The sequence below is a fragment of the Salinibacterium sp. NK8237 genome (assembly GCF_015864955.1).
Lineage (GTDB): Bacteria > Actinomycetota > Actinomycetes > Actinomycetales > Microbacteriaceae > Rhodoglobus.
This window is the reverse complement of sequence record NZ_JADYWE010000002.1, coordinates 259,546-286,051: the sequence shown is the minus strand read 5'-3', so window position 1 is coordinate 286,051 and position 26,506 is coordinate 259,546. Positions and strand designations below refer to the sequence as shown.

General features: G+C 61.2%; 26 protein-coding genes, 1 tRNA gene and 1 riboswitch. Of the genes, 14 read left to right on the top strand and 13 right to left on the bottom strand.

Features of this window, described 5'->3' with window-relative positions; translation table 11 throughout:
• Positions 1 to 42 precede the first annotated feature (42 nt).
• The 9 genes from I6E56_RS11750 (at position 43) to ribH (ending at position 7,664) form a co-directional block, all read left to right on the top strand.
• Positions 43 to 903: an exodeoxyribonuclease III gene (locus tag I6E56_RS11750; RefSeq protein ID WP_197138703.1), complete on the top strand. Its 861-nt coding sequence runs from the start codon at positions 43 to 45 to the stop codon at positions 901 to 903.
• A 12-nt stretch (positions 904 to 915) separates the two neighbouring features.
• Positions 916 to 1,926 carry a tryptophan--tRNA ligase gene (gene trpS / locus I6E56_RS11745; protein WP_197138702.1) on the top strand — a complete coding sequence of 337 codons (1,011 nt, stop codon included), beginning with the start codon at positions 916 to 918 and terminating at the stop codon, positions 1,924 to 1,926.
• Complete coding sequence (locus I6E56_RS11740) at positions 1,926 to 2,492, top strand: GNAT family N-acetyltransferase (RefSeq protein WP_197138701.1); 567 nt, start codon at positions 1,926 to 1,928, stop codon at positions 2,490 to 2,492. Before trpS ends, I6E56_RS11740 begins: the two co-directional genes overlap by 1 nt.
• Before the next feature lie 10 nt (positions 2,493 to 2,502).
• A complete protein-coding gene (locus I6E56_RS11735; protein WP_197138700.1) occupies positions 2,503 to 3,069 on the top strand; it encodes a GNAT family N-acetyltransferase in 567 nt (188 codons plus the stop codon).
• Positions 3,070 to 3,085: 16 nt separating this feature from the next.
• The gene (locus I6E56_RS11730; RefSeq protein WP_197138699.1) at positions 3,086 to 3,841 is read left to right on the top strand and encodes an HAD family hydrolase; all 756 of its coding nucleotides are present in this window, start codon (positions 3,086 to 3,088) and stop codon (positions 3,839 to 3,841) included.
• An 86-nt stretch (positions 3,842 to 3,927) separates the two neighbouring features.
• A riboswitch (FMN riboswitch) is annotated at positions 3,928 to 4,082 on the top strand.
• 99 nt (positions 4,083 to 4,181) lie between these two features.
• The gene (gene ribD / locus I6E56_RS11725) at positions 4,182 to 5,276 is read left to right on the top strand and encodes a bifunctional diaminohydroxyphosphoribosylaminopyrimidine deaminase/5-amino-6-(5-phosphoribosylamino)uracil reductase RibD (RefSeq protein WP_197138698.1); all 1,095 of its coding nucleotides are present in this window, start codon (positions 4,182 to 4,184) and stop codon (positions 5,274 to 5,276) included.
• 2 nt (positions 5,277 to 5,278) lie between these two features.
• Complete coding sequence (locus I6E56_RS11720; protein WP_197138697.1) at positions 5,279 to 5,902, top strand: riboflavin synthase; 624 nt, start codon at positions 5,279 to 5,281, stop codon at positions 5,900 to 5,902.
• Complete coding sequence (ribB, locus tag I6E56_RS11715) at positions 5,899 to 7,191, top strand: 3,4-dihydroxy-2-butanone-4-phosphate synthase (protein WP_197138696.1); 1,293 nt, start codon at positions 5,899 to 5,901, stop codon at positions 7,189 to 7,191. Before I6E56_RS11720 ends, ribB begins: the two co-directional genes overlap by 4 nt.
• Positions 7,191 to 7,664, top strand: a complete 474-nt coding sequence (gene ribH, locus I6E56_RS11710) for a 6,7-dimethyl-8-ribityllumazine synthase (protein ID WP_197138695.1) — start codon at positions 7,191 to 7,193, stop codon at positions 7,662 to 7,664. Before ribB ends, ribH begins: the two co-directional genes overlap by 1 nt.
• A gap of 49 nt (positions 7,665 to 7,713) precedes the next feature.
• On the opposite strand, the gene I6E56_RS11705 is transcribed toward ribH, so the two are convergent.
• Positions 7,714 to 8,379 carry an alpha/beta hydrolase gene (locus I6E56_RS11705; protein WP_197138694.1) on the bottom strand — a complete coding sequence of 222 codons (666 nt, stop codon included), beginning with the start codon at positions 8,377 to 8,379 and terminating at the stop codon, positions 7,714 to 7,716.
• 137 nt (positions 8,380 to 8,516) lie between these two features.
• Between I6E56_RS11705 and I6E56_RS11700 the strand changes: the two genes are divergently transcribed.
• The 4 genes from I6E56_RS11700 (at position 8,517) to I6E56_RS11685 (ending at position 11,924) form a co-directional block, all read left to right on the top strand.
• On the top strand, positions 8,517 to 9,008 hold the full coding sequence (locus tag I6E56_RS11700; protein ID WP_197138693.1) for a hypothetical protein: 492 nt from the start codon (positions 8,517 to 8,519) through the stop codon (positions 9,006 to 9,008).
• 56 nt (positions 9,009 to 9,064) lie between these two features.
• Positions 9,065 to 9,445, top strand: a complete 381-nt coding sequence (locus I6E56_RS11695) for a YidH family protein (protein WP_197107834.1) — start codon at positions 9,065 to 9,067, stop codon at positions 9,443 to 9,445.
• Positions 9,442 to 9,807 carry a DUF202 domain-containing protein gene (locus I6E56_RS11690; protein ID WP_197138692.1) on the top strand — a complete coding sequence of 122 codons (366 nt, stop codon included), beginning with the start codon at positions 9,442 to 9,444 and terminating at the stop codon, positions 9,805 to 9,807. Before I6E56_RS11695 ends, I6E56_RS11690 begins: the two co-directional genes overlap by 4 nt.
• A 245-nt stretch (positions 9,808 to 10,052) precedes the next feature.
• Positions 10,053 to 11,924 carry an ABC transporter ATP-binding protein gene (locus I6E56_RS11685; RefSeq protein WP_197138691.1) on the top strand — a complete coding sequence of 624 codons (1,872 nt, stop codon included), beginning with the start codon at positions 10,053 to 10,055 and terminating at the stop codon, positions 11,922 to 11,924.
• 152 nt (positions 11,925 to 12,076) lie between these two features.
• Here the strand turns inward: I6E56_RS11685 and I6E56_RS11680 are convergent, their stop codons facing one another.
• Genes I6E56_RS11680 through I6E56_RS11660 form a run of 5 tightly spaced genes read right to left on the bottom strand, consistent with a single transcriptional unit; the run spans position 12,077 to position 16,380 of the window.
• On the bottom strand, positions 12,077 to 12,877 hold the full coding sequence (locus I6E56_RS11680; RefSeq protein WP_197138690.1) for an RNA methyltransferase: 801 nt from the start codon (positions 12,875 to 12,877) through the stop codon (positions 12,077 to 12,079).
• 1 nt (position 12,878) lies between these two features.
• Entirely contained in the window at positions 12,879 to 13,433 is a 555-nt protein-coding gene (locus I6E56_RS11675; RefSeq protein ID WP_307842843.1) for a hypothetical protein, read from the bottom strand.
• A 3-nt stretch (positions 13,434 to 13,436) separates the two neighbouring features.
• Positions 13,437 to 14,021 carry an isochorismatase family protein gene (locus I6E56_RS11670; protein ID WP_197138689.1) on the bottom strand — a complete coding sequence of 195 codons (585 nt, stop codon included), beginning with the start codon at positions 14,019 to 14,021 and terminating at the stop codon, positions 13,437 to 13,439.
• Between the two features lie 49 nt (positions 14,022 to 14,070).
• Positions 14,071 to 15,495, bottom strand: coding sequence for a D-alanyl-D-alanine carboxypeptidase (locus I6E56_RS15220; protein ID WP_197138688.1), 1,425 nt, complete (start codon positions 15,493 to 15,495; stop codon positions 14,071 to 14,073).
• Positions 15,496 to 15,540: 45 nt separating this feature from the next.
• Positions 15,541 to 16,380 carry a hypothetical protein gene (locus tag I6E56_RS11660; protein ID WP_307842842.1) on the bottom strand — a complete coding sequence of 280 codons (840 nt, stop codon included), beginning with the start codon at positions 16,378 to 16,380 and terminating at the stop codon, positions 15,541 to 15,543.
• Between the two features lie 365 nt (positions 16,381 to 16,745).
• On the opposite strand from I6E56_RS11660, the gene I6E56_RS11655 reads away from it, so the two are divergent.
• On the top strand, positions 16,746 to 17,444 hold the full coding sequence (locus I6E56_RS11655; RefSeq protein WP_197138686.1) for a hypothetical protein: 699 nt from the start codon (positions 16,746 to 16,748) through the stop codon (positions 17,442 to 17,444).
• On the opposite strand, the gene I6E56_RS11650 is transcribed toward I6E56_RS11655, so the two are convergent.
• The 7 genes from I6E56_RS11650 to tmk all read right to left on the bottom strand — a co-directional run bounded on the left by I6E56_RS11650 (position 17,441) and on the right by tmk (position 26,506).
• Positions 17,441 to 19,600, bottom strand: a complete 2,160-nt coding sequence (locus I6E56_RS11650) for an ATP-binding protein (RefSeq protein WP_197138685.1) — start codon at positions 19,598 to 19,600, stop codon at positions 17,441 to 17,443. The genes I6E56_RS11655 and I6E56_RS11650 overlap by 4 nt on opposite strands.
• A gap of 962 nt (positions 19,601 to 20,562) precedes the next feature.
• Entirely contained in the window at positions 20,563 to 21,336 is a 774-nt protein-coding gene (locus tag I6E56_RS11645) for a 1-acyl-sn-glycerol-3-phosphate acyltransferase (protein WP_197138684.1), read from the bottom strand.
• 89 nt (positions 21,337 to 21,425) lie between these two features.
• Positions 21,426 to 21,498, bottom strand: a tRNA-Thr gene (locus I6E56_RS11640).
• Positions 21,499 to 21,577: 79 nt separating this feature from the next.
• Positions 21,578 to 23,146: an alpha/beta hydrolase gene (locus I6E56_RS11635; protein WP_197138683.1), complete on the bottom strand. Its 1,569-nt coding sequence runs from the start codon at positions 23,144 to 23,146 to the stop codon at positions 21,578 to 21,580.
• Between the two features lie 16 nt (positions 23,147 to 23,162).
• Positions 23,163 to 24,704, bottom strand: coding sequence for an alpha/beta hydrolase (locus tag I6E56_RS11630; RefSeq protein ID WP_197138682.1), 1,542 nt, complete (start codon positions 24,702 to 24,704; stop codon positions 23,163 to 23,165).
• Positions 24,701 to 25,867, bottom strand: coding sequence for a DNA polymerase III subunit delta' (locus I6E56_RS11625; RefSeq protein WP_197138681.1), 1,167 nt, complete (start codon positions 25,865 to 25,867; stop codon positions 24,701 to 24,703). Before I6E56_RS11625 ends, I6E56_RS11630 begins: the two co-directional genes overlap by 4 nt.
• Positions 25,868 to 25,876: 9 nt before the next feature.
• Positions 25,877 to 26,506 (bottom strand): dTMP kinase, encoded by a 630-nt coding sequence (gene tmk / locus I6E56_RS11620; protein WP_197138680.1) that lies wholly within the window; start codon positions 26,504 to 26,506, stop codon positions 25,877 to 25,879.

Below are 26,506 nucleotides of genomic sequence, written 5' to 3'. Positions count from 1 at the left end.
GACGGTCACCACAGGGTCAGTGGCGCTCGGTAGTCTTGAGACATGGCAACACGTCTTCGCATCGCATCCGTCAACGTCAATGGTGTTCGCGCCGCTTACCGCAAGGGCATGGGCGACTGGCTAGATGCTCGTGACATCGACATTCTGGCGCTGCAAGAGGTTCGCGCCGCCGATGCCGACATCGAAGGTCTGCTCGGCGATGGCTGGAATATCCTGCACGATGCCGCGACGGCCAAGGGTCGCGCAGGAGTCGCGCTGGCCTCACGCAAGGGTTCTGCGGCATCCGCCCCTCTTGCTCATCGCGTAGCTCTCGGCGCCGACGACTTCGACAGCGCCGGGCGCTGGCTTGAAGCAGACTTCGACGTTGCCGGTAAGACCGTCACTGTCGTGAGCACCTACGTTCACTCGGGCGTTGTTGATACTCCGAAGCAAGTAGAGAAGTACAAGTTCCTCGAGGCCATGCTTGTGCGCCTGCCCGAGCTTGCCGCCCACAGCGACCACGCCCTCATCGTCGGCGACCTCAACGTTGGCCACCGCGAACTCGACATTAAGAACTGGCGCGGCAACCGCAAGAAGGCCGGCTTCTTGCTCGAAGAGCGCGCCTACTTCGACCGCTTCTTCGGTGCCGCCGGCGAGACCATCGAGTGCGTTGACGGCACGACCGGCCCCGGCCTGGGCTGGGTGGATGTCGGTCGCCAGTTCGCTGGTGAAGTCGACGGCCCCTACACCTGGTGGTCGCAGCGCGGCCAAGCTTTCGACACCGACACTGGTTGGCGTATCGACTACCACGTCGCCACCCCCGCGCTCGCGGCTACCGTTGCGGATTACCGCATCGACAAGGCCGGCGCCTGGGATGAGCGCTGGAGCGATCACGCTCCCGTCGTTGTTGACTATTCAATCTGAAAGAATTAGCCCATGAGCACCACACCTCGCCTGTTTTCAGGCATGCAGCCCTCTGCCGATTCGCTCCACGTAGGCAACTACATTGGGGCGCTCCTGCAGTGGCGCGAGATGCAAGAGAACTACGACGCAGTCTTCTGCGTAGTAGACATGCACGCCATCACCGTTCCGCAGGAGCCCGCGTTGCTGCGCGCCCAAACTCGTCGCACCGCCGCGCAATACATTGCCGGCGGCATCGACCCTGAACACTCTGTGTTATTTGTGCAGTCGCAGGTCCCGGCGCACGCCGAGCTCGCCTGGGTGCTCAACAGCATCACCGGATTCGGTGAAGCTTCGCGAATGACCCAGTTCAAAGACAAGTCAGCCAAGCAGGGATCGGATGCCGCCTCCGTTGGCCTCTTCACGTACCCGGTGCTGATGGCCGCCGACATCCTGCTCTACGACACCGCCATTGTGCCGGTGGGCGAAGATCAGCGTCAGCACATTGAGCTCACGCGCGACCTGGCCACCCGCTTCAATTCGCGATTCGGCGACACCTTTGTGATGCCGGAACCGCAGATTCAGAAGGCCACCGCCAAAATTTACGACCTGCAGAACCCTGAGTCGAAGATGAGCAAATCGGCGGCGACCGATTCCGGAGTGCTGTGGTTGCTCGACGAGCCCTCCAAGACGGCAAAGAAGATCAAATCTGCCGTCACGGATGCTGACCGCGAGATTCGTTTCGACCGCGGGGCAAAGCCCGGCGTCTCGAATCTGCTCACGCTGCACTCCACGTTTAGTGGGACATCCATTGCCGACCTTGAAGCGCAATTCGAGGGCAAAGGCTACGGCGATCTCAAGAAAGAAGTTGCCGAGGTTGTTACCGAAGAGTTTGCTCCCGTGCGCGCCCGCACGCTCGAACTGTTGGATGACCCTGCCGAACTCGACCGCATGCTCAGCAAGAACGCCGAGCGCGCCAACGAGATGGCTCAGAAGACGATCGACCGCGTCTATGACCGAATCGGTTTCTTGCCGCGGGTGCGCTAATGCAGGTCTTTAATCTCGCCAGCGAACGCCTCACCCTCGACGCCCTCACCGGTGACGATGTCGAGCTCATGACTGCGTACTGCCAAGACCCGATCTTCGAGCACACGCTCACGATCCCGTGGCCCTACGTTGCATCGGATGCCGAATTTTTCATCAACAACCTCGTAGCGCAGTGGTGGGAAGATGACGATGAATACACCTGGGCGATCCGCGAAACCGGCAAGCCCGAGCTGCTCGGCGTCATCAGCTTCCGCCTCTACAACGACACCATCGGCTACTGGATGGGCGAACCCCACCGCGGCAAAGGCCTCATGAAAGAAGCCGTCGCGGAGGTATGCCGCTGGGTCTTCTCCACTGGTCGCCCCGAAGTGCGCTGGGAGGCCCTCGTGGGCAACAAAGCCTCGGCCGCCATCGCGAAGAGCCTCGGCTTCATCTACACCGGCATCGAGCCCGCCTCGAGCGAATACCGTGGTGGCACGCATCCGCCATCGTGGTGGGCAACGCTCACCGCTCCCGATGAGAACCCCACGTACGAGGTCGAGTCCGGCCAGCCGTGGCCGGTCTAGCGAGCAACGCATGCAGCCCGTTGCCCTGACGACCGAACGGCTTACTCTCGACGCGCTCATTAACGCGGATGTCGATGTGATGACCTCGTACTGTCAGGACACCGTGCTCAAAGAGGCGGTTCCTATCCCGTGGCCCTACGAGCGGGAGCATGCGGACGGGTTCATTAATGAACTCGCACCCCAGTGGTGGGCAGAGAGCTCCGAATTCACGTGGGCTATTCACCGATCCGGCGATCCGCTGCTGCTTGGTGTCGTTGGATTCAACGTGAAGAGTTCTGCGCTCGGCTATTGGTTGGGGGCTCCCCACCGCGGCAACGGCTTCATGCCCGAAGCTGTGGCTGCTGTTGTGAGCTGGCTCCACTCAGTGGGGCACACCGACATCCGCTGGGAAGCGATTGTGGGCAACGTCGCTTCGGCGCGCGTTGCCGAGAAAGTCGGCTTCGAATACACCGGCACGGCGCCTGCGTTGGGTCAATTTCGTGACGAGACCCACCCGCTGTGTTGGCACGCTCGCCTCACTGCCGACAACGCTGAGACCGCTGAACCAGCCCACGCGGCGCTGCCGTGGCCGACATGACCCGAAATGGACGTGCATGACATTCACCGTCGCCCTCTTTGACCTTGACGACACCCTGTTTGCCCACCGGGCATCCGTCGACCTTGGCATTCGCAACCACCGGCGATCGCTCGGCGCTGCGTTCGCTGCGGGGCCGACCAGCGACGGCAGCACCGTGTGGCCCGACGACGCGGCGGAGAGTGTGCGCTGGACCGCGCTAGAAGAGCACCACTACCACCGCTACCTCGGCGGCGAACTGACCTTCGAAGGGCAACGGCAAGCTCGCGCCCGCGGCTTCGTCGAGCCCTACGGCGTGACCCTCACCGACGCCGAATCCAGCCTGTGGTTCGATACCTACTTCGAGGCCTACCGCGACGCCTGGCACCTGCATGACGACGCCCTGGCTTGTCTCGACGCGCTCGAGGCCCGCTCCCCCGCCACCCGCCTCGGCATCATCACCAACGGCGAACTCGACTTTCAGACGCGCAAGGTCGAGACAGTCGGCCTCACCCACCGAATCGAGCACCTCGTCGCGAGCGGCGAATTCGGACACACCAAACCCGACCCGCGCATCTTTCACCACACCTGCGAGCTCTTCGGCGTCGACCCCGCCACCGCGGTCTACATCGGCGACCGTTTAGCGACGGATGCGCTGGGAGCTGCGAATGCCGGGCTCACCGGGGTGTGGCTCGACCGCGAGCGCAGCGCAACCACCGACCAGCTTGACGAAGCTCGGGCGGCCGGCGTCAGCGTCATCCACTCGCTTGATGAATTGGCGCCGCTGCTCGACTGACGCAGTCTCATAGCTCCGTAACAAACTGTGAGGTTCGGGCGGGAATAGTTTGCGGCGAGACGCGTTGAGTAGACTAAGCAAAGCAAAACGTGCTCCGGGGCTCGGTGAGAATCCGAACCGGCGGTTATAGTCCGCGACCCGCGCCGAAGTGAAAACTTCGAAACGGTTGACCTGGTGAAACTCCGGGACCGACGGTAATGAAGTCGCAAGACTTCTCAGTCCGGATAAGAGGAAGCACGAGCTGAACCATCTGTGGTGTCCGAATTATGGGCGCCCACAATGGAGCGGCGGGTTTTTCGAACCCATTTTCCCGGAGCGCGTCCCACGAGACGAGAGCCGGATGATCACACCAGAACAGCAGGCACAGCTGGAGAAGCTGATGCGCCATGCGCTGTCGCTGGCGGGCCACGGCCCCATCACCGGCGGCAACCCTCAAGTGGGTTGCGTGCTCGTGGATGCCACCGGCCAGATTGTGGCCGAAGGCTGGCACCACGGCGCTGGCACTCCACACGCCGAAGTGGATGCCCTCGCCAAACTCGGTGCCGGCGACGTTGATGCCAGTGAACTTGGTGGCAGCGCTACGGGCACCGGCGTGCGCCACGTCGCTGCGGGCCTCACCGCCGTCGTCACCCTTGAGCCCTGCAACCACCACGGCCGCACCGGCCCGTGCGCTCAAGCCCTGCTCGATGCTGGCGTGAGCCGCGTTGTGTACGCGGTGCCTGATCCTGGGCCCGACTCCGGCGGCGGCGCTGAACGCCTCCGCGATGGTGGCGTCGAAGTGATCGCTGGCATCGCTCGGGCCGAGGCCGAAGAGTTTTTGCACTCGTGGCTCACGGCCACGCGACTGCAGCGTCCGCACGTCACCGTGAAGTGGGCATCCACCCTCGATGGTCGCGCTGCCGCCGCCGATGGCACGAGCCAGTGGATCACCGGCACCGCCGCCCGCCAGCACGTGCACGAGCAACGAGCGCGCGCCGATGCGATCGTCGTGGGCACGGGCACAGTGCTCGCCGATGACCCGAGCCTGACCGCGCGGGGCGACGCCGGTGAACTGCTCGAGTGGCAGCCGCAGCCGGTGGTGCTCGGTCGGCGCGAGATTCCGGCGGACGCGCAACTGCGCCAGCACCCCGAGAAACTGCGTCAGATTGACGGCAGCGACCTCGACGCGGCACTGAGCGAACTGTTTGAGGCGGGCATCCGTCGCGTCTTCGTTGAAGGTGGCCCGACTATCGCGAGCGCCTTCATCGCTGCGGGGCTTGCGGATGAACTACTCATCTACCTCGCCCCGAAACTGTTGGGCGGCCCCCAAGTGGCGCTCGGCGAGCTCGGGGTATCGACCATGGCTGAGGCGAAAGACCTCAGCATCACTGAACTTCGCCCGCTGGGCAACGACGTGCTGATTGTTGCCCGCCCGGCGACAGAAACGAGAGCGTAACCATGTTTACCGGAATCATTGAAGAGCTCGGCGACGTCGTCGAGTTTGCGGCGACCGACGATGGCGCGCGACTGACCGTTCGCGCCCCGAATGCGGTGTCGGATGCCGGCCACGGCGACTCGATCAGCGTCAGCGGCGTGTGTCTCACCGTTGTCGATCAGGGCCCGGACTGGTTCACGGCCGACGTCATGGGCGTCACTCTCGACATGAGCACGCTCGGTTCGCTTGCCGCTGGCGCCCGCGTGAATATCGAACGCGCCATGCAGGTCGGCGATCGCCTCGGCGGCCACATCGTGCAGGGCCACATCGATGGCACGAGCACCGTGCTGAGCGTCACCGATGAGGGCAGCTGGAACATCCTGCGCTTCAGCCTCACCGAAGAACTCGCCCCGCTCGTCGCCCGCAAGGGTTCGATTGCGGTGCACGGCGTCTCGCTCACGGTGAGTGCTGTGGGCCGCGACTGGTTTGAGGTCTCGCTGATTCCCGAAACCCTCACCGCTACAACGTTGGGAGCGCTCGCTGTGGGCGACTCCGTCAACATCGAAACCGACATTCTGGCGCGCCACGTGGCCCGGATGGCCGAGTTCACCGACGCACCCTCGCGTCACGAAAGGAGCGAGTCATGAGTCTCGCCAGTATCCCCGATGCCGTTGAGGCACTCCGCGCCGGTCGCCCCGTCATCGTTGCCGATGATGAGGGTCGCGAGAACGAGGGCGATGTCATCATCTCCGCCGAGCTCGCCAGCCAAGAATGGATCGCCTGGATGGTGCGCCACTCCTCCGGCTTCATCTGCGCTCCCATGACGAACGAGATCGCTGACGCCCTCGCTCTGCCGCCAATGGTCGCTCACAACGAAGACCCCCGCGGCACGGCGTACACCGTCTCAGTGGATGCCGCCAACCGTCTCAGCACCGGCATCAGCGCTTCCGACCGCGCTCACACTCTGCGCGTGCTGGCCGACCCGCTCTCGATGCCGGCGAGCCTGCACCGCCCCGGCCACATCCTGCCGCTACGCGCCGTCGATGGTGGAGTGCGTGAGCGTGACGGTCACACCGAGGCATCCGTCGACCTGATGAAGCTTGCGGGCCTGCGACCGGTCGCGGCGATCTCGGAGATCGTGCTCGACTCCGGCGAGATGATGCGACTGCCGGAGCTGATCGAGTTCGGTGCGCGCGAAGACGTGCTCGTCATCACGATTCTGGACCTCATGCACTGGCTCGAAGAGAACCGCTGCGACACCATCCCGGCTCCGATCGAACCGATCCCGGAGATGAGTCGGGTGACGTTCGAGGTCGAAACCACGATCCCGACCGTGCACGGCTCGTTCACGGTGCGGGCGTACCGCGACAACTCGACCGGTGCCGACCACGTCGCGTTCATCGCGCCGGGAACCCTGGATCGAATCGGCGATGAGCCCACTCTGGTGCGCGTTCACTCCGAGTGCCTCACCGGCGAAGCATTTGGGTCCCTCAAGTGCGAATGCGGCCCCCAGTTGGATGCCTCACTTGACACCGTGCAGCGTGAGGGCGGTGCCGTAATCTACCTTCGCGGTCACGAAGGACGCGGCATCGGACTCATCAACAAGCTGCGGGCGTACCGCCTGCAAGAAGACGGGCTCGACACCCTCGACGCGAATCTGGCTCTGGGTCTACCTGCCGACTCCCGCGACTATGGGGCCGCTGTCGGCATCCTCAAAGACCTCGGCATCTCGTCGGTGCGGTTGCTCAGCAACAACCCCGAGAAGAAGCGCCAGCTCGAAGAGCGTGGCGTCGAAGTGACCGAGCTGATGCCGCTCGTTGTTGGCGTTGGCGCCAGCAACGAGGGTTACCTCGAAACGAAGCGTGACCGCATGGGTCACCAACTCCCCACCACCGCCGTGCTCGACGAAGCACGACTTACCGCGAAAGGCCTCTGATGAGTGGCGCAGGATCCCCCGAAATCGTTACCGACGCAACCGGCCTCAAGGTCACGATCATCGCTGGTCAGTGGCATGAAGTCATCACCAATGGGCTTCTCGCCGGCGCCCACCGCGCCCTCGCCGCGGCGAATGCCGAGGTGACTGAGGTGCGGGTTCCCGGCAGCTTCGAGTTGCCCGTCGCGAGCAAGGCAGCGCTGGATGCTGGGGCGGATGCCGTTGTTGCTCTCGGCGTCATCATCCGTGGGGGTACACCCCACTTTGAATACGTGTCGGATGCCGCCACCAGCGGCCTCACGCAGGTATCGATCCTGACCGGCAAACCGGTGGGCTTTGGCGTGCTCACGCTCGACGACGAACAGCAGGGCCTCGACCGTGCTGGGCTTGAGGGCTCGAAAGAGGACAAGGGCGAAGAAGCTGCCAACGCTGCCATCGCGACCGCGGTGTTGTTGCGTCAGATTCGCGGCGAGTAGCTGGCGCAGAGTCGCCACGCTTAGCTCCCGCGATATGAGGGCTCGACCCTCAGCTTGAAATTGCAGAAGCTAGGAGTGTGGCGATCGTCTTTGGCTCGCTAATGAACGGCGAGTGGCTCGTGGCAAGCTCGACGGCATAGTCGCAGCGACGAGACATCTCCCGTTGGAGTTCCGGGTCAAGGGCGCGGTCTCGGGTGCAGACGACATAGGTCGAGCGAGTGGAATGCCAGCCAATGTGACCGGGCACTCCGCGACCGTGCCCCGGAGCCTGAGAACGCAGCAACGACGTCGCCCACAGACTGAGTTCTTCGGAGCAATCTTCATAGAGATACTCGCGTGCCTGCTCTGGATCGATTCTGGTCGAGCCATTGGTATCAGTGATGAGAGCGGGGGCGATCAGCGGCTCGGGGCCACCGAGCGAAGCGCTGCTCTCTCCCGCGTCTGGCACGAACGCCGCCACGAAGACGAGGTGATGAACGCCCCGCAACCCGGTGATCACCGACCCGCCGTAGGAGTGCCCAACGACCACGGGGGCACTCGCACAGGCATCGACGGCTTCTTGGACGGCAGCAGTGTCGGCAGCCAGCGAGCCTCGGTGCAACAGGGGTGAAGTGACCCGGATGCCGCGTTCCCGAAGTTCGTAGGTGAGGAGCGACAAGTGCGCCGGCTGGTGCCACAGGCCGTGCACAAGAATGACATCCCGAAGGTGTTCCATCCCGCGAGCGTAGAGGTTAGCGGGCAAAAATACGTAGTTTGTGGGCGCCTATGCCGGATAGTTTTCGGTCGAGTGACCTGATGAAACTTTTTCAGAAAACCTAGCCAGCCTGCGGAAGCCCACTCTAGGCTGGCGGCATGCGAAACTCACAACGAATGACGCACTCTGCTCGAACCCTCGGGGTTCTGGTGATTCTCGGCCTTGCGATTGCGGTCTCCGGATGCACGCCCGGAAGCCCCACCGAGGCGGATTCCACCGCGACGCCGACGTTCATCCCCGATGAGGCGAGCGCGTCAGCTTCGGCGGCTCCCACGAGCGATCCGATCGAAAGCACGGCTCCCGGCAGCGAAGTTGCCTTTCAGATGCACGACAAGTACACGCTGTATGCGGACGGTCCTGGGGTCGTCATTATCGTAGGTCAAGCGATGACGGGAGTATTCCGGCCCGGTGATGGACTAGAGCTAGTGGGCGGTGGACCCGACTCCGGCACCGTGATCCTTGAGATCCGGCAGGGCGCATCCGGCGACGTCGTTGATTCGCTCCCCGCCGGTGAATATGGCGAGTTTCTCGTAAATGGAACTCTCGGTGACTTTGACTTCCGTGAAGACTTCGTGAGGCCGACCGAATAGATCGAGCCGCCCCCTTTCGCGCGTCCCGCTAGGATCGGGGGCATGAAGGATCGCTCGTGACCGAACCAGTACAGCCGCCTCCTCGCCGCTTTCCGCGCCGTGTCTACGGCGTCGGCACTGAGCCGGATGCCCGTTTCAGTCTGGCGAACGAGCGCACGTTCTTGGCGTGGATCCGCACCGCCCTCGCGCTGATCGCCGCGGGTGTCGCGCTGGAGGCATTCGTGTTGCCGATCGCTCCCGGATTCCGACTGGGAGCATCCGTACTGCTGATTCTGCTGGGCGTGCTCGCCCCGATGCAGGCGTGGTTCGGCTGGATGAAGGCCGAGCAGTCGCTGCGTCTCGGTCGCCCGCTGCCCTCCCCTAACCTTGCAGGCCCCATCGGTGGCGGCGTTGTCGTCGCCGGGCTGCTGCTCGCGATCGGTATCCTGCTCCAGTGACGCGCGCCTTCGACCGCCCCTTCGATGCCGGCCTGCAAGCGGAACGCACCGCTCTCGCCTGGCAGCGCACCGTGCTGTCGTTTGCCATTGCCGCGCTGGTCTCTGCCCGGCTCCTGCTTAACACCGTCAGCATCGGCAGCTACGCCGTTGCCGCACTCGGACTCATCATGACCGCCGTGCTGTTCTGGGTCGGGCACCGCAGATACCGCGCCGTGCATACAACGTTGGTTCAAGCATCCACCGACCGCGTCCGCCTAACCAGCGCAGCCCCACTGTTCTTGTGGGCGCTTGCCGTATTTGTGCTCGCCGTCGTCGGTGCGGTGTTCGCTGCGCTCGGGATCGTCGCGACACTGCAGTCGTAACCGGCGAACCGCGCATTGCGCACCGCCCGCGCATCACGCCCCGCCCCGCACCCGCGCACAACGAACTCACCCTACGACGCGTGCCCTCACCACCCACCGGCGTAGCAACATCCGCACAGATACACCGGATGTTGTACGCAGCGCCCAGACAGAAGGCTTAGTGTTTTAGAGGCTGATTGCTGATGCCGATGTCGCTGAACACTCGCGGCACCTCCGCCCTACATTTTGGGACAACGAGAAACTTCATGAGCTCGACTTCACACACCTCTGCACCTCGTCGCGGACGTTCTGGATCCCGCGACAACCCCGACGACGGCCCTCGCGCCAAGTTCAGCGAGCTGCTCCCTTACCTCTTCGAGCACCGCAAGGTCATGATCTTCGTGATCATCCTGAGCATCCTCGGCGCTGGCGCTTCTCTCGCCCAGCCGCTGCTCGTCAGCCAAGTCATTACGATCGTTGAGGCCGACGAATCGCTCGGCACTCTCGTGTGGCTGCTCATCGGCCTCGTCGTCATCTCAGGACTCATCAGCGGCTACCAGCACTACCTTCTGCAGCGCACCGGTGAAGGCGTCGTGCTCTCCAGCCGTCGTCGCTTGGTGAGCCGGATGCTCAACCTCCCCATCTCGGAGTTCGATCGTCGCCGCACCGGCGACCTCGTCTCCCGCGTCGGCAGCGACACGACCTTGCTGCGCGCTGTGCTCACGCAGGGACTCGTCGAAGCCATCGGTGGCTCGATCACCTTCATCGGTGCACTCATCGCGATGCTCATCATCGACCCCGTGCTGCTCGGCCTCACCGTGCTCGTGATCGCCATCGCCGTCGTCACGGTTACCACGCTCTCGAAGCGCATCCGGGTGGCCAGCCAGCGCGCTCAGCGCAAGGTCGGCGACTTGGCCGCAGCCGTGGAGCGCGCGATCTCCGCCGTGCGTACCCTGCGAGCATCCAACGCCACGGAGCGTGAAATCGAGGCCGTGAACGAAGATGCTCTCGGCGCCTGGAAGATGGGCATCAGCGTCGCCAAGATCTCAGCACTCGTCGTTCCGATTGCCGGAATCGCGCTGCAGGTATCGTTCCTCGTCGTGCTCGGTGTGGGTGGTTACCGCGTCGCCAGTGGCGCCATCGAGATCGCCGACCTTGTCGCGTTCATCCTCTTCCTGTTCCTCATGATCATGCCGCTCGGGCAAGCCTTCGGCGCCGTCACCGCGGTCAACCAGGCACTCGGTGCGCTCGGCCGCATCCAAGAAATCATCAAACTGCCCAGCGAGCTCGAATCTGACGCTGACGTGGTTGCTGTCGCCAGCATCGAATCGGATGCCGCCATCACGTTCGACAACGTCGAATTCTCGTACCCCCGCGACTCCGTTCTCGTAAAGGTCGAAACTGAACTGGCCGAGCTCAAGCACGGCGGTGCAGAGGCTGCCGCCGACGAAATCGACCTCACCGTGCTGCGCGGCGTCAGCTTCACGGTGAAGCGCGGCGAACGCACCGCCATCGTGGGCCCCTCGGGCGCTGGTAAGAGCACCATCCTTGCCCTCATCGAACGCTTCTATGACCCGACGGCGGGCGTGCTGCGCTTGGGCGGCGATGACCTTCGCGCTCTCAATCGTGAAGCGCTCCGCGCCCAGATCGGTTACGTCGAGCAAGACGCTCCCGTGCTCGCCGGCACGCTGCGCCAGAACCTTCTCATCGGCGCCCCCAACGCAACCGACGAGGAATGCATCGCGGTGCTCGCGTCGGTAAACCTCACGGGTGTGCTCGACCGAAACCCTGCTGGTTTGGATGCCGCTGTCGGCGAAGACGGCGTGATGCTTTCCGGTGGAGAGCGTCAGCGTCTCGCAATCGCCCGCACGCTGCTCGCGGCTCCCCCGATTCTGCTGCTCGACGAATCGACCTCCAGCTTGGACGGCCTCAACGAGCAAATGCTCCGCGAAGCCATCGATGCTGTGGCCGAGAACCGCACGCTAATCGTGATCGCGCACCGTCTCTCGACCGTCGTCGACTCCGACCAGATCGTCGTGCTCGACAAGGGCAAGGTCGTGGGCGTCGGAACCCACTCTGAGCTCGTGAAGTCGACCCCGCTCTACAAGGACCTCGCCAAGCACCAGCTGCTCGTCTAGCGGCTCGCGGGTGCGCTGCCTCGGCAGCGCGCCCGTGCGCGCGCGGCCTGCTGAGCTGTGGAGGCACGCGACTGCTGCGGCTCCGTGCGGCCGGTGTTTCCCTTCTGCTGCGGCTCCGTGCGGCCGGTGTTTCCCTTCTGCTGCCGCTGCCGCTACTCGACCGCGAGCGCGAACATCGCGACCGCCGCGGTCGCCGCAACGTTGAGCGAGTCGATGCCGTGACGCATCGGAATCTGCACGATCGAATCGGCAGCGTCGATTGCCTCGCGGGTGAGACCGTGGCCCTCAGTGCCGAGCACGAGCGCAACCTTCTCGGGAGCATCCGCCGCATAATCGCGCAGCGACACCGCACCATCCTCGAGGGCTAGCGCCGCGATCTGAAAGCCGGATGCCGTGAGCAGTTCACGAGTGTCTGTCCAGTTGCCGATGCGAGTCCACGGCACTTGCAGCACGGTTCCCATCGATACTCGGATCGCGCGGCGGTAGAACGGGTCGGAGCACTGCTCGGTGACGAGCACGGCGTCCGCCCCGATGCCGGCGACCGAGCGGAAGATGGCGCCGACGTTGGTGGGGTCAACGACGTTTTCGAGGATGACGATACGACGGGCATCCGCCAACAGGGCTTCGGGCGTCGGCAGTGGCGGGCGGTGCATCGACGCGATGACGCCGCGGTGCAGCACGTAGCCGGTGAGGTCCGCGAGCAGAGACCCGTCGCCGGTGAAGATGGGAACGTCGTCGCCCACAAGCTCGACGATTTCGTCAACCGAGGTTCCAAGCGCGAGCACCGAGCGCACGCGATGACCCGAGCGCAGCGCCCGCTGCAACACGAGCGTCGATTCGGCGAGATAGAGGCCGTGTTCAGTGCCTTGAGCTTTGCGCAGCGCCACATCGGTCTGGTGAGAATAGTCTGCGAGGCGCGGATCGCTGAGCTCGGAGACAGGGATGACCGGCACGCTAGATAGCCCGGCTCACGCGAATGAGAATCACGGTTCGCCCATCGGCACGCTGCCCACTCGCTGCTTCAAAGCCAGATCCAGTGGTCGATTCACTGCCCTCATACAGCTGTACGTTGTCGAGCCCAAGTGCATCCACTTCGGATGCCCAGGCCAGTGTCGGGGCAGCGCGGTAGTTTCCGGTGCGCAGCGGATCCGCCGCACCCTCCGGCAGCACGACAGTGGCGTACAGCAGCCCGAACGCATCCTCGACCGTCGCGAACTGAACGCTCTCGACCTCGACCCCGTCGGGAAGATCGATGAGCGAGAACTCTGCGATCTGCTCTGCGGAAACATCGCTACAGGTGCCTGCCGAGGAATCGCACAGCGATTCGCTTGTTGGCCAGAGCGACGTAAACACGGCAGTGCCGCCCACGAAAGCGATGCCAAGCAGCAGTCCCAACCCCACCAACAGTGCCAGCAGTCGCCAGCCCAAACCTTTGCTCGGCGGCAACACTTCTGATTCCGCGATGAAGCCCGGGAGGTTCAGCTCTGGCTCATTCATGTCGGAAGCCACGCGTCAGCCTTCGCGAGAGACGAGAGAAATGCCCGACTCCGCCATTGTGGCGAGAGCCGCAGCGCTCGACTCGGGCGCGACACCGGCAACCAGCCCTGTCAGCACCGAGACGTCACGGCCACTGCCCGCAGCATCCAACGCTGAAGCAAGCACGCAGTAATCGGTCGCGATGCCGACCACATCGATCGTGTCGACGCTGAGACGTTCCAGCAAGGCTGGCACCGTTTCGTCGTCGTCGGTCGTGCCCTCAAAAATTGAGTACGCCGGAACACCCTGCCCCTTACGCACGTGAATCCCCACGAGAGACGTGTCGAGAGCGGGGTGGTACTCCGCGCCGGGAGTGCCAGCAACACAGTGAACCGGCCAAGTGTCCACAAAGTTTGGTTCGGCATCCGAAGCAAAGTGGCCACCGTTGTCGTTGTCAGCATCGTGCCAGTCACGGGAAGCGATCACGACGTCATAGCGGTCAGGATTCGCCCGCAGATAGTCGGTGATTCCGGCCGCAACCGCGGCACCGCCATCGACGCCTAAAGCGCCACCTTCGGTGAAATCGTTCTGGACATCGATGATGAAGAGTGCAGCAACCACGATGCCAGTCTAAGTCGCCACGGCATCACGCGACCCTCAGCCGCAGGCTTTAGTAGTCAGAAAGATTGCTTCCGCAGGCGTAGACGCCAGCGACAAGGTTATCGAGCGCCGTGCGCGCATCAGTGGAGATACCGTCGCCGATCGCATAGAACGCAAACGCCAACTCGGTGCCGTCCTTGGCATTCACAATTCCTGCTAGCGAGTGCTCTTGGTTTGTCCAGCCCGACTTGGCTACAACATGACCGGATGCCGCAGCGGCATCCCCCTCAAACCGGTTATAAAGGTCGCCGCTTTCGCCCCCGACCGGAAGCATCGAGAACGCTGTACCGATCGCGCCGTCACCCGCGGCGCCCAGCGCCATGAATTGCGCAACAGTTAGCGGTGAGATTTGGTTGACGGGGCTCAAGCCTGAACCATCGGTGATGGTGATGCCGCCAGTATCGGCAAGCCCGGCATCCGCCAACACGCTTTGAAAGGCCTGGTTCAGAGTGCTCGCAGCGCCGCTGAGCCCCTGCTCCTTGGAGACGAGCCGAGCCAGTGATTCCGCCAAGGAGTCATCGCCGCTGATCAGCATCTGTTCCACGAGCACGCTCACCGGTTGCGATTTCACTTCAGCAAGCACCGTGTCGCCAACGGCTGCACCGGCGGAGAACGTGACGCCGGGCAATCCAGCAGCCTGCGCAAAGGCTTCTCCGGCCGACTGCACCGGGGTAGTACCGCGAGGACTGATGGCGATAGTTGGATCAGCTCGGTCACCATTGATCATGAGCGCAGGGACATACGAATGGTAGCCACCCGTGCGCTCCCGCTCAGGCCAATTCGAATCCCACGCATCGCTCGTGTTCCACAGTGTGGAGTCGAGCACGATCTCAGTGATGGGCACACCGGGATGAAGTTCTTCATAGCGCGCCATCGCTTCTGAGGCCAGATCTGAGATCTGGGGCGCATCACGGTAGAACGACGCATTCGTCGTAGCGAGCGTCGGATCACCGCCGCCCACCAGCACAATCACACCAGGTGACGAACCGTCGACGACGGTCGTACTAATGCGGGTGTCTGCGCCAAGAGCCTGCAGGGCCGCCGCGCCGGTCAACGCTGTGACGATGTGCGCGGGGCTAGCGGCAGTATCTGCATCGCGATCCCAGAGAACCTCACCGCTGGACGCATCCGTCACCACACCAACGAGCGAGGGGAACGCCGAAACAGTGGCAAGCGAATCTACCGAACACGTGCGCACGGCAACCGCTTCGGGTGTAGCATCCGGTTGGCTCCGCTGCTCAACAGTGACTTCGTCTGGGGTGACATCAACTGCCGAGTTAGCGGAGCCAACCGAAATTCCGGCGAATACGGCTACTACTGCGAGTAGTACGAATACAACCACTGCAACCGTCACCGTGGATGCGGTGGGGTGCTCAGTTATAAACGCGCGTATTCCTCCCGGCGCTTTCGGCTCACTACTGGCTGAATCAGTCACTCGGTTATCGTACCCGGATGTCGTGACTCAGCGCTTCGAGTGGGCCTAGCAGTACGTCCATCGTGCTGCTGCGCGGGTAAAACTGTAAGGCTCATCGACTCCACCGTGAGTCATCGCGAAAGCGATGCAGACGCCGCTGGTGCTGGTGCCTGGGCGGTAGAGCGATGCTTGGTGTGCGGCCGAATACCACCACTTGGATGCCACGGTTGCGCCAGAGTTGCCGGTGCCTCCGGCGAGGTTTCCGTCGCAACCACGAGCGGCGACACCGTCAGAGCGAGTGGTGCCGTTGTGGCCCCACCCATCGAGCGGGTTCGAGCTCGGTGATTCTGCCATCCAGAACAGGCGCTCTTCCATGCAGGAGTCGTAGTAGAAGTTCGACAGTGCGATGGGCTGCAAGCAGTTAGCAACACGCATCGCGTTGTAGGCGTAGGCGAAGGATGAGAGATCGCCCGATGTGGTGCCCGCTACGCCCTGTGAAGAGGTGCGGCTTGGTGCACCAGAAACGCTACCGCCGACCGCGGTAGGGCATGCTTGGCCCGCCGAGGCAGAGGTTGAGCCGTTTTGGGCAAAGTACGTGCTGCCGCTGCTTGTGTACCCTGTGGCGTTCGTGCTCTGCGTTACGACCACAACTGGCTCCGGCACGACCTTCTGAGCAAGATGCTCAGAGTCTGTGGTCAACGACTTGGCTTCAGCCGTGATCGCTGCAGCCAACGAGTCTTCAGTAACGCGCTCGAGGCTGGCAATGGCAACAACGTCGACCGACTCTTCGATCGGAGCCGTAGCCGTCGATGCGAACAGCGGCGAACGAGCAGCAGCATTAGCTGTTGCGCTCTCGGTGAGCCCTGGTCCGCCTCCCCCGACGAACGGTACTACTCCAACAATCACAATTGTGACAAAGGCCGTTAAAAACGGAACTCTCCCCATGAAAATCGTCCCCCAGACGAATAAAAAGGATGCAGACCCCTCTGCTTCCTGTTCACTAAAACTAGGGGCGAAATCACTCTGAAACAAGGCAAAAACCCCGGAAACATGCGGAACTACCCGTTAAAGGGGGGTCTGGGTGACGGGTCTATCCTCTGTTTGGGGGACACCCCCGTGGCCCGAAACTGAGACACGCGAGCTCAGCAAAATGGCCTGAGTGTGCAGTGCTCGACAGCGTTGCACACACAATTCGCCTCAATTCCCCTGTCGGCCCAGCTGTGCGGTTACGCATATGTCAATGTGCCATCCCTGCCACATAGCATTAGCTTATGAAGCGAATATTTGAGGTCGTCGCACCTTATCTCCTCCTGTTTCTAGTCCTCGGCGCGCTAGTATTTGTGACAATTTGCGCGCTCACGACTTGGCCAAACAGAATTCTGGAGTTTAGCGATGTAGATTCTGATTCGCTCAGCGCGGTGGAGAGAGCGGATGCGCTTCAAACCGCTAGGACGTCAGTCCTGACTGCGTTGGGAGGAATCTCCGCCACTGCACTTGTATTTTCAGCGCTTTGGCAAGTTGTGGAGTTTCGTTCCTCACGCATCCTAGATCGGTCAGTGGCGTGGTCCGACACCTATGCGGCTGCTGCCGGCCAGCTAGGTTCTGAGAGCGCGACCCTACGTCTAGCTGGTGTGGTAACGCTGTCATCCATAGTCGATGCTGGGCCAGCGGGTGCCGATTCGACCATCCGCGCCACGTTGGCTTCCTTCATTCGGACCCGCTCAGCGAGCGATCAAAACGAGTTCGCGCTCAAGCTTGCCCTTGAACATGTATGCAATTCAACCGATAAAAGCGCGCAATCATTTCAAAGTGCGAATCTCGCCGACGTGGACTTATCAACGTTGGACTTCGATGGCATCGTGCTCGATGGAGTTTCATTTCGGTCCGCGACGCTTCACAGCAGACAGCGCGCATTCATCGATTCAGCGAAGAACGTGGATTTGGCTGGTGTTTCCTGGGTTGATGGCTAGGCTCGAATTGCTGCCAGCAACTGCGCGGCGACCTCCCGGACCTCACCGCTGGCCTGCTCCACTACGAAACTGCTATCCTCATCCCGCACCGCAGTGACAAGATAGATTGTGTCTCGCTCGGCAACACTAGCTTTAGAAGCGATCACGGCCTCTAGCCGTGTCTCTGATTTTTGAAACTCTCCCAACATCACATGGGCCACTGCAGCGTCAAAATCTGCCAACGGGCGCAGATACTCAGCTTCACGTTCTACTGGGTATTTCATACTCAAGTCCGACATTTCCACTGCTTCCGCCCAACGACCCAGCAGGAGAAGCTGAAATGCAGCCGCGATTGCCCTACCCGCCGACGCTCGCAAGGCTATCGCTTTTTTGAATTGGATTAGTGATTCTTCGAATTCACCTTCGCGGTAGGCGCTGAAGCCCTGTCGCTCGTGAAAGTAACCAGCGGAACGCGCAATATTCTCGTTGACGGGCAAGAGGGTTTCCAATGACCCAACGCCATCAAGCGAAATTCTTAGGTCGACAACCCTGAGCTCTCCACCGAAGTTCGATACTCGCGATTTGAATTGTTCCACCGAGTCGCTTACAACGTCTTCCTCGAGGCCGGCTTTCATGAGAGGGAAGTAGGCCGCAAGCGTCACGCCTTGGAGCTCTGCGATGTAGCTAGAAACTATGAAGTGATCCCGGCCTTCCCGCTGAGCCTGATATATCGCGGGATACAAGGAGATCCAATCCTGATAACCATGGTGTCCGGCACCATCCCCAGTCTCCTGCGACAGCATCCCCACAATACGTTTCTGCAGAGCGGTTACCGAGAGCTGCGACCACGAGTTGTGGGGCACATGGTCTTTGTCAAATCCGAGGACATCCCGCAATTCGCTTCCGAACACGACCTCCAACGGGACGGGGAAAGCCGAGATAAAGACGTTTCGGGATGCAGCCGAGTAGCGCAGGTAGACCTCGTCAAATTGGTCGCCGAGAAGCCGCAAATTCGAGTCTGACTCCTCGATCACACCAAGTCCCAGCAAGTGGTCTACTTCTGCGCAAAATTCAGCTTTACTTAGCTCCGCCGCCCCATTTGATACTTCGAGGACTGATCCGGTAAATGCAGAATCACGCGTAGCGTCGCGGACCCGCTGAATCATCTGAATCGCAACCAAACTTGAGGGCTTTAGACCAGCATAAAGATGCGACATCCTGCCGAGGTTATGAGCCTGGCTGTGCTCTAGGTCTAAACGAACTTGTTCGAGCGCTTCTAAGTTCACGATCAGGTATGGCTCGGAGCCCTCCTGGACCCGCCGGAACATTGTGTGACAGAGCAGCTGTATCTCATAAGGACGACCACCTGTCAGATCGTGGATCTCATTCACCAACGCCTGCCGATTCGCAATCAGGTCGTTAGGCTCAATTCCAATGATCTCAAGAGGTTGAAGTATGCAGGCTTCTGTTTCAGCCTCGTCTTCAAATGCAGAAATAGAAACTTTCTTGAACTGCCGCACTATGGGGGAAAACACATCGTCGATCACTGGGAACAGACGCGGTGTGCCCGCGATAACGAACATAAAACGGTCCAGAACCGTGAACAAATTTCGTAGAATTTGCAGAGTTTCGGGGCTTGAAGACAGGACATCGCATTCATCTAAAATTACGACAATTTTCTTTGTCGACTCTGCCTGAATGGCTAGTAGATCATCAGTGAGCACCGCAATCGAGAGAGGTCGGGTGCCGTCCATCACCGCGCAAACGTGCGAGGGGAACCGCAGCGGCAAATCACCAACATGGACTCCCGAGTCGACAAGATCCCGATAGCTGCACCACGTACGCCCCTCAATACCCCCGAAATGCCCCTCTTTCACAATTGCCAAAAGAATAGCGTCGTACAATCTCTGGAAGAACGGAGTCGGGGTCGCATCACCGATGTTTAGGTCAAATCTGACCACGCTGAAGTCGAGCATTTTTGCTTGCTGCGCAACCATGTTCAGCATGCTCGTTTTGCCAGCTGACCGCTCGCCCGTGAGAGCCAGATGCATCGGGCGTGTCCAACGAGCTTGATTTAGGTAATATTTGACGTCGTCGCGTTGGGCTTTACGACCGGCGAAGACGTCGCCGTCTTGTACTGGGTTAGCAAAGTCATATGGGTTGAAGTCAAGTGGCATATTCGCTCTTTCCAACGCGGTCGAAGCCTTCGGACGGCTCGACTCTATCTGCTGTCGCGAACGGCAATGCGATTAGAAGACGTTCCTGCGTGTCCCTGCACGGAAATATCGAATTCGGGCGCACGACCACAAGCAGCACTCGCGATCACGCAGAGACTCGTGATGATCAAATTGTTCACGCTCAACCGAATAGGGTCAGCCCGGTGAACGTTCCTCTACACCGAGTTGCAACCAGTTGAGATCTCAACGAGTATCTCGCTAGCCAGCGGCTGAACTGAGCAAGTGCGAACACCTCAATTCCATCGTCCTGTTCTCAAGACCTCAACCCGCTCCGCCCAGCTAAGGCGACGTGACTGTCGATTAACACATTCTTCTGTAGCAGATCGAAGCGTAGTAGTGGCGCCCGTCAACGCGGAAGCCAGCGTTTCGAAGTCTTCGAGTTCAACTCTCGCGCTCGAAGCATTTTCCAACGAATCCAGACGATGGGCGATCCTCGTCAGGAGAGTCTGAGCTTCCTGAGCTTCCTGAGCTTGATACGAAACGAATGCTACAGACATCAAAAATAAAGAAACGGCAAGAAGGATTGAGCCGAAACCATTCATGGGCCACAGCCCCCACGCTAGAACGCCGACGATGGAACAGAGTAGACCGAAGCCAGCCCCGATATAAGCGACTGGGTGATTTTTTTTGTCCTCTCTGATTTCCGCCCACGATCTCCGAATCACGTACCTCGCTTTGGCTCCGCTGTTCCCAATAGTTGTAGCGGAATCCGCTTCATTTTTAAGGAAATTCATAGTCCGAGGGTAGCTGCAGCTAAGCGCCCAGAGCCCATATGCGACGAACGCAACGCAAGAAAGTGCAACGGGGTTTTTCCTAAGGGCCGCCAGCGACGTTTGTCTATGCCGGAGTCTAGAAAAAGGGTTCACCGAGGCCAGAAACCAGATCTGCGTGTACCGAACTCCCTATTTCTGTTTGCGCGCCGCTTGTGCCCGGCGCGCATCCCGCTCAGCGTCAGCTATGGCTGCCAGTTCTGGCGTCGGCGCAGTTCCGCCTAAGTGGCGCGGCTGCCACCATTGACCTGTGCCGTCGAGCGGATATGCCTGCTGCGCTGTTTCGAGCAGACCCTCCATGGTCTTCTTGAGTCGCGCCGTTGCCGTGGTCGCATCGTCCGTCGCCGCAACCGCCATCGGATCCCCGACAGCCATCACGATCGGTATGCCTAAGCGCTCGCGCAGGGTGATCTTGTGGTTCTTCGTCATGAGCCGCTGGCCGCCCCACAGTGCGATGGGAATTACGGGCACCCCAGCTTCTGCCGCCAAACGCACGGCCCCCGTTTTGAAATCGCGAATCGTGAAAGATGCGCTCACTCCAGCTTCGGGAAAGACTCCGATGAGCTCGCCTGCCCGCAACGCTTTAACGGCAGACGCGTAGGCGCTGGCACCAGCCTTCATATCGACAGGGATGTGCTTCATGTTGCGCATGAACGAGCCAACAATGGGCTTCTCGAACACGCTCTTCTTTGCCATGAAACGGATGCGACGGTGATTGTGCAGCCAGAGCGCCCACTCGACAAGTGCGAATTCCAGATAACCGAAGTGGGTCATCGCGATCACAGCGCCTCCATCAGCGGGCAGGTTCTGCGATCCGATGACGGTGCGACGCACACGCAGAGCGCCGAACATGGCACGACCGGCACCGATGGCTGCTGTATAGATGGGTTCGTTGCGGTACTTCATACCTTCAGCTTAAGACTCCGAAATGGGAGTTCGCCGCCACCACAACGCACAACGAGGACCAGATTTCTCTGACCCTCGTGAGTGAACGGAGCCGCCTGTCAGAATCGAACTGACGACCTTCTCATTACGAGTGAGATGCTCTACCAACTGAGCTAAGGCGGCCGGCCACATTTTCATGAGGCACAGCAAGATAGCTTAGCCGAAGTTTTGGAGCCCGAAAGCCCACTCCGCCAAGTTGTCGTTAGGCAGCGCAATCTGGGTCGTCATTCGGGACGACACCGTTGATGAAATAGGCGTCTACCGCACCATCGATGCACCCAACACCACCGTTGTAGGCGGTGTGGCCTTCGCCGTTGTAGGTGATGAGCTGGGCACTCTCTAGCTGCTCACTGAGTGCTACGCCCCATTCGTAGGGTGTCGCCGGGTCACCGGTCGTGGAGATGATCAGCACGGGCGGTGCGCCCTCACCGGTCAGCTCGGTGATCTCGGGCCCGATGTACTGGTACGGCCAATTCAGGCATGTGAGGTCACCAGTTGGCGGAAAATCGCGGTAGGTCGTCGGCGAAGCCTCACGCATGAGCTCCTGCTGTTCAACCAGCACTGCAGGATCGGTCTCTACGGGGTAGTCGACGCAATAGATCGCGATGAAGGCCTCGAGCGAGTTATCGGTGTAGGTACCGTCAAGATCGCGGCTGTAATAGAAATCGGCCAGGAAGAAGGCGGTGTCTGTTTCGCCCCGAGCTGCCTCCGAATAAAGGTCGTTGAGGAACGGCCACGAGTCTTCGGAGTAGAGGGCAGTGCTCATCGCAATATCGAGCACTCCGGCATCCATCATGCGGCCGTCGGGGGCAGCAACAGGGTTCGCGTCATAGCGGTCGTACAGTTCGCGGATAGTCGCGAGCGCGGCATCCACCCCGCCAGTGAATGGGCAATCATCGAATGATGTGGGGCAAGCCGCCAGATAGTTTTCGAGTGCGCGCTGGAAACCAATCGTCTGAACGCGACCGACCTCGAATACTGAAATCGACGAGTCGGTGGCGCCGTCGAGCACGATGCGGCCGACGTTCTGCGGGAAGTTTTCGATGTAGTACGAGCCGATATCGCTGCCGTAGGAGTAACCCAGGTACTGCAGCTTCTCGTCGCCCACAATGGCGCGCAACATATCGAGGTCGTGCACCGTGCTTTGAGTATCAATGAACTGCAGGATCGGGCCCGTGTTCTCGAGGCACGCTTGACCGAAGTCGATGGCTGCCTGCTCGCTCTCGGCAAGCCACTCATCGCTGCCAACGTCTGAGTCTGGAATGCCGAAGATAAAGTCGTCGAGCCCCGCGTCGTCGAAGCACGTGACCGGGGTCGAGCGGCCAACTCCGCGAGGATCCCAGCCGATCACGTCATAGTTCTCGCGCAGGTTCGCACTCACCGCAAAATCGACATCGTCATGGATGAGGTCAAACCCTGATGCGCCCGGGCCGCCCGGGTTCACAAACAGCGAGCCCATGCTCTCACCGGTTGCTTGATGGCGGGCCATCACGATTTCGATGTCGGTTTCAGGGGAAGGGTTCGCCCAGTCCATGGGAGCGATCGCCGTCGCGCACTGAGCGTCGTTATCGCAATCAACCCACGTGAGAACTTGCTCGTAATACGGCGCAAGCTCCTCAGCTACCGCTTCGCCGGTTGGCTCCGAAGTTTCGCCAAAGAGTCCAGCGAAAATGTTCGAGCAACCGCTCAGAACCAAAGTGAGTGCGAGAGCGGGCACCACAAGGGCGAGCCTGCGAGCGCGAGATGCGGGGGCAGTGTCGATGAAGTTCACGGCCTGAGCCTAGCCGCTAGCAGTTCGGGTCGGAGGCCGGAACCTCTCCCCTGAGGAGAAAGTCTTCCACCGCTGAGTTCACGCACTCATTGGATTTGTTGTATGCCGTGTGGCCTTCGCCGTTGTACGTGATCAGGTGGCCTGAATCGAGATTATCGGCGACGGTTTCGGCCCAGTGGTACGGCGTCGCCGGGTCATTCGTGGTGCCAATCACGAGCATGTCGGCCGCACCGGGAGCAGCGATAGCTACACGCTCACGCTTCGCCTCCACTGGCCAATTTGCACAACCCGGGTCGCCATACGACATCTGTGGGCCAAAGACCGGAGCCGCGGCAGCAAGCTCGGCAGCCTGCGCGCGCATGCTTTCGTTATCGGCGGGCTCGCGGGCATCCAAACAGTTAATCGCGATAAAAGCTTCTGTCTGATTCTCGGCGTACGTGCCGTCAGCGCTGCGACCGTTGTAGTTGTCGGCCAAGTCGAATGCGATGCTGGGATCGCCCTTCAACACGGAAGTAAAGAGTTGACGCAGGTACGCCCAGTTGTCTTGGCTGTACAGCGGCAAGATTATTGCCGTAAACATCGTCGAGCTGCCCAGCTTGCGGCCATCAGCGTTAGTGAGCGGGCTCTGGTCGAGACGATCAAGTAACGTGCGGATGGTCGTACGTGACTCTTCGACCGACCCGGTAAACGGGCAATCGCTTGCGCCAGCACAGTCGGCCAAGAACGCATCCAGTGCGCCCTCGAACCCTTCCGCTTGAGCCTTGGTGGCTTCGAATTCGGATGCTGCGGGGTCGACCGCACCGTCGAGCACAAGCCGTCCGGTCTTCTCCGGGAACAACTCGGCATAGACCTGGCCGAGCAACGTTCCGTAGGAGTAGCCCAAATAGTTCAGCGTCTCATCGCCGAGAGCGGCACGCAGCATGTCGAGATCGCGGGCAGCGCTCGGGGTGTCAACGAAGCCCAACAGCTCACCCGTCTCTTCGCTACAGCGCTGGGCAAACTGGGCGGAGGCATCAGTGGCGGCAGCAATCCATTCGTCGCTGCCCTTCTCCCCCGGCGTGATCCCGTAGATATATTCATCCATCTCGGCAGGGTCGGAGTAACACGACACCGCCGTCGAACGGTTCACCCCACGAGGGTCAAAACCGACCACGTCAAACTGCGACTGAAGGGCCTCGCTGGTGGCGTAGTCCACACTGTCGGCGATGAAATCGAAACCAGAACCGCCAGGGCCACCCGGGTTGACGAGCAAAGATCCGATGCGGTCATTGCCTTGAGCAACTTGACGCACAAGGGCCAACTCGATCGTGTCACCCTCAGGGTTCTCCCAGTCCACCGGCGCAATCGCCATAGCGCACTGCAGATCGTCTCCACAGCTCGCCCACTCCAGCACCTGCTGATAAAACTTTGTCAGATTCGGCGCAACGGCTTCTTCAGTCGGTGTCGACGTTGTACTGGATTCCGACGGCACGAACCACGAAACGCAACCGCTCAGCGCAAGCGAGACAGCCAGCGCGACCGACGTGAGGCCAACGGCGCGCATTGAGCGGTGCCTCATGCCCCGCGCCCCGACACAGCGACCTTCACGAGCATCGCCTCAAGGGCGAGTGCCGGAGCAACGTTGCTTTCGATGCGACGGCGCGCTTCAGCGATACCGTCCATGATGGCGAGCGTCGCTGGCGCTGTTGTGCGGTTCGCCACCGCCGTGAGGTTATTGACAATGCTGAGATTAATGAGTTCTCCCGGGGCACCAATTTGGGTCAACAAAATGTCGCGGTAGAGCGACAACAGGTCAACCATGATGCGGTCAATACCGTCACGCAAACTTCGAGTCGCGCGACGCTTCTGATCTTCTTCGAGGTTCTTGAGCTGCACTCGCAGCGCCGGCGGAATAGTGCCGCCGGGGGCAACACCGAGCGAGCGAAGCGCGGACTCGCGTTCGTGAGCGTCCTTCTCCTCGGTGAGGGCTGTGGCATCCGCTTTCGACAACTCGAGCAAAAGAGTGGCGGCGATCACAGCGTCCGACACCGTGCGGATGTTGAGCACCGTGGTCAGCGCCCGTTCGCGTCGTTCGCGGGCCTCCGCATTGGTCGCAAGACGGTGTGCCATGCCGATGTGGCTTTGTGCTTCTCGTGCCGCACGCAACGCAATATCGGGTGCGACGCCATCGCGGTCTTGCAGCAGCTGGGCGACGTCTTCGATCGCGGGGGTGCGGAGACGAACGCTGCGCACGCGGGAACGGATCGTGGGAATAAGGTCGGCTTCGCTGGGCGCGCACAGAATCCAGACCGTGCGTGGCGGCGGCTCTTCAAGGGCTTTGAGCAGAACGTTTGAGGTGCGCTCGACCATACGGTCGGCATCCTCAATAATCATGACGCGGTAGTGGCCGACCGACGGCGAGAACTGCGACGAGGCCACCAGCTTGCGCACCTCGTCGATGGAGATGATGACGCGTTCCGTGCTGAGCACGCCAAGGTCGGGATGGGTGCGGGCAACAACCTGCTTATAGACCGACTCTTCGGTTTCGTCGCCGCGGGTACCGAGCAGGGCGGCAGCGAAAGCGTAGGCGATATTGGAGCGGCCAGATCCGGGCGGGCCCGTGATTAGCCACGAGTGCGTCATCGACGACTGTTCTGAGCTGCCCAACGCCGACGACGAGGCCGCAGCCTCAAGAACAGCGATCGCTTCAGCTTGGCCCGTCAGGCCCTCCCACAACGACATGCGCTCAGTCTAGGCGGGTTGCGGGAGGTGGTTCTGAATGCGCTCACGGATCGTGCCGGCGATCTCGTCAATGCTGCGCGCGGCATCCACCACAAGGATGCGCTCGGGTTCTTTCGCCGCACGTTCCAGAAAGGCGTCGCGAACCCGGGTGTGGAATTCTTGCTTCTCAGCTTCGAGCCTGTCGTAGCGAGTGCGGGCGTTGTCGAGGCGTTTGCGGCTATCGCCAGAATCGAGATCGAGCAGCACCGTCACATCGGGAAGCAGGTTCTGCGTCGCCCACAGCGAGAGCTCGCGCACTTCGTCGGAACCGAGCACTCGACCGGCGCCCTGATAGGCCTCGGAGGAGTCGATGTAGCGATCCTGAACAACAATCTCACCGCGCTCAAGCGCTGGGCGCACGAGTGTGGCGATGTGGTGGGCACGGTCAGCGGCATAGATAAGTGCTTCGGCACGAGGATCCATTTCGCCCCGGCGGTGCAGCACGATTTCACGCAGCTCTAAGCCCAAATCGGTACCACCGGGTTCGCGGGTCACCACAACCGTGTGACCGGCGTCTTCAAGCCACTTCACCAGAAGCTGCGACTGCGTGGTTTTACCGACGCCGTCGCCGCCCTCAAGGGTGATAAACAAACCGGGCAC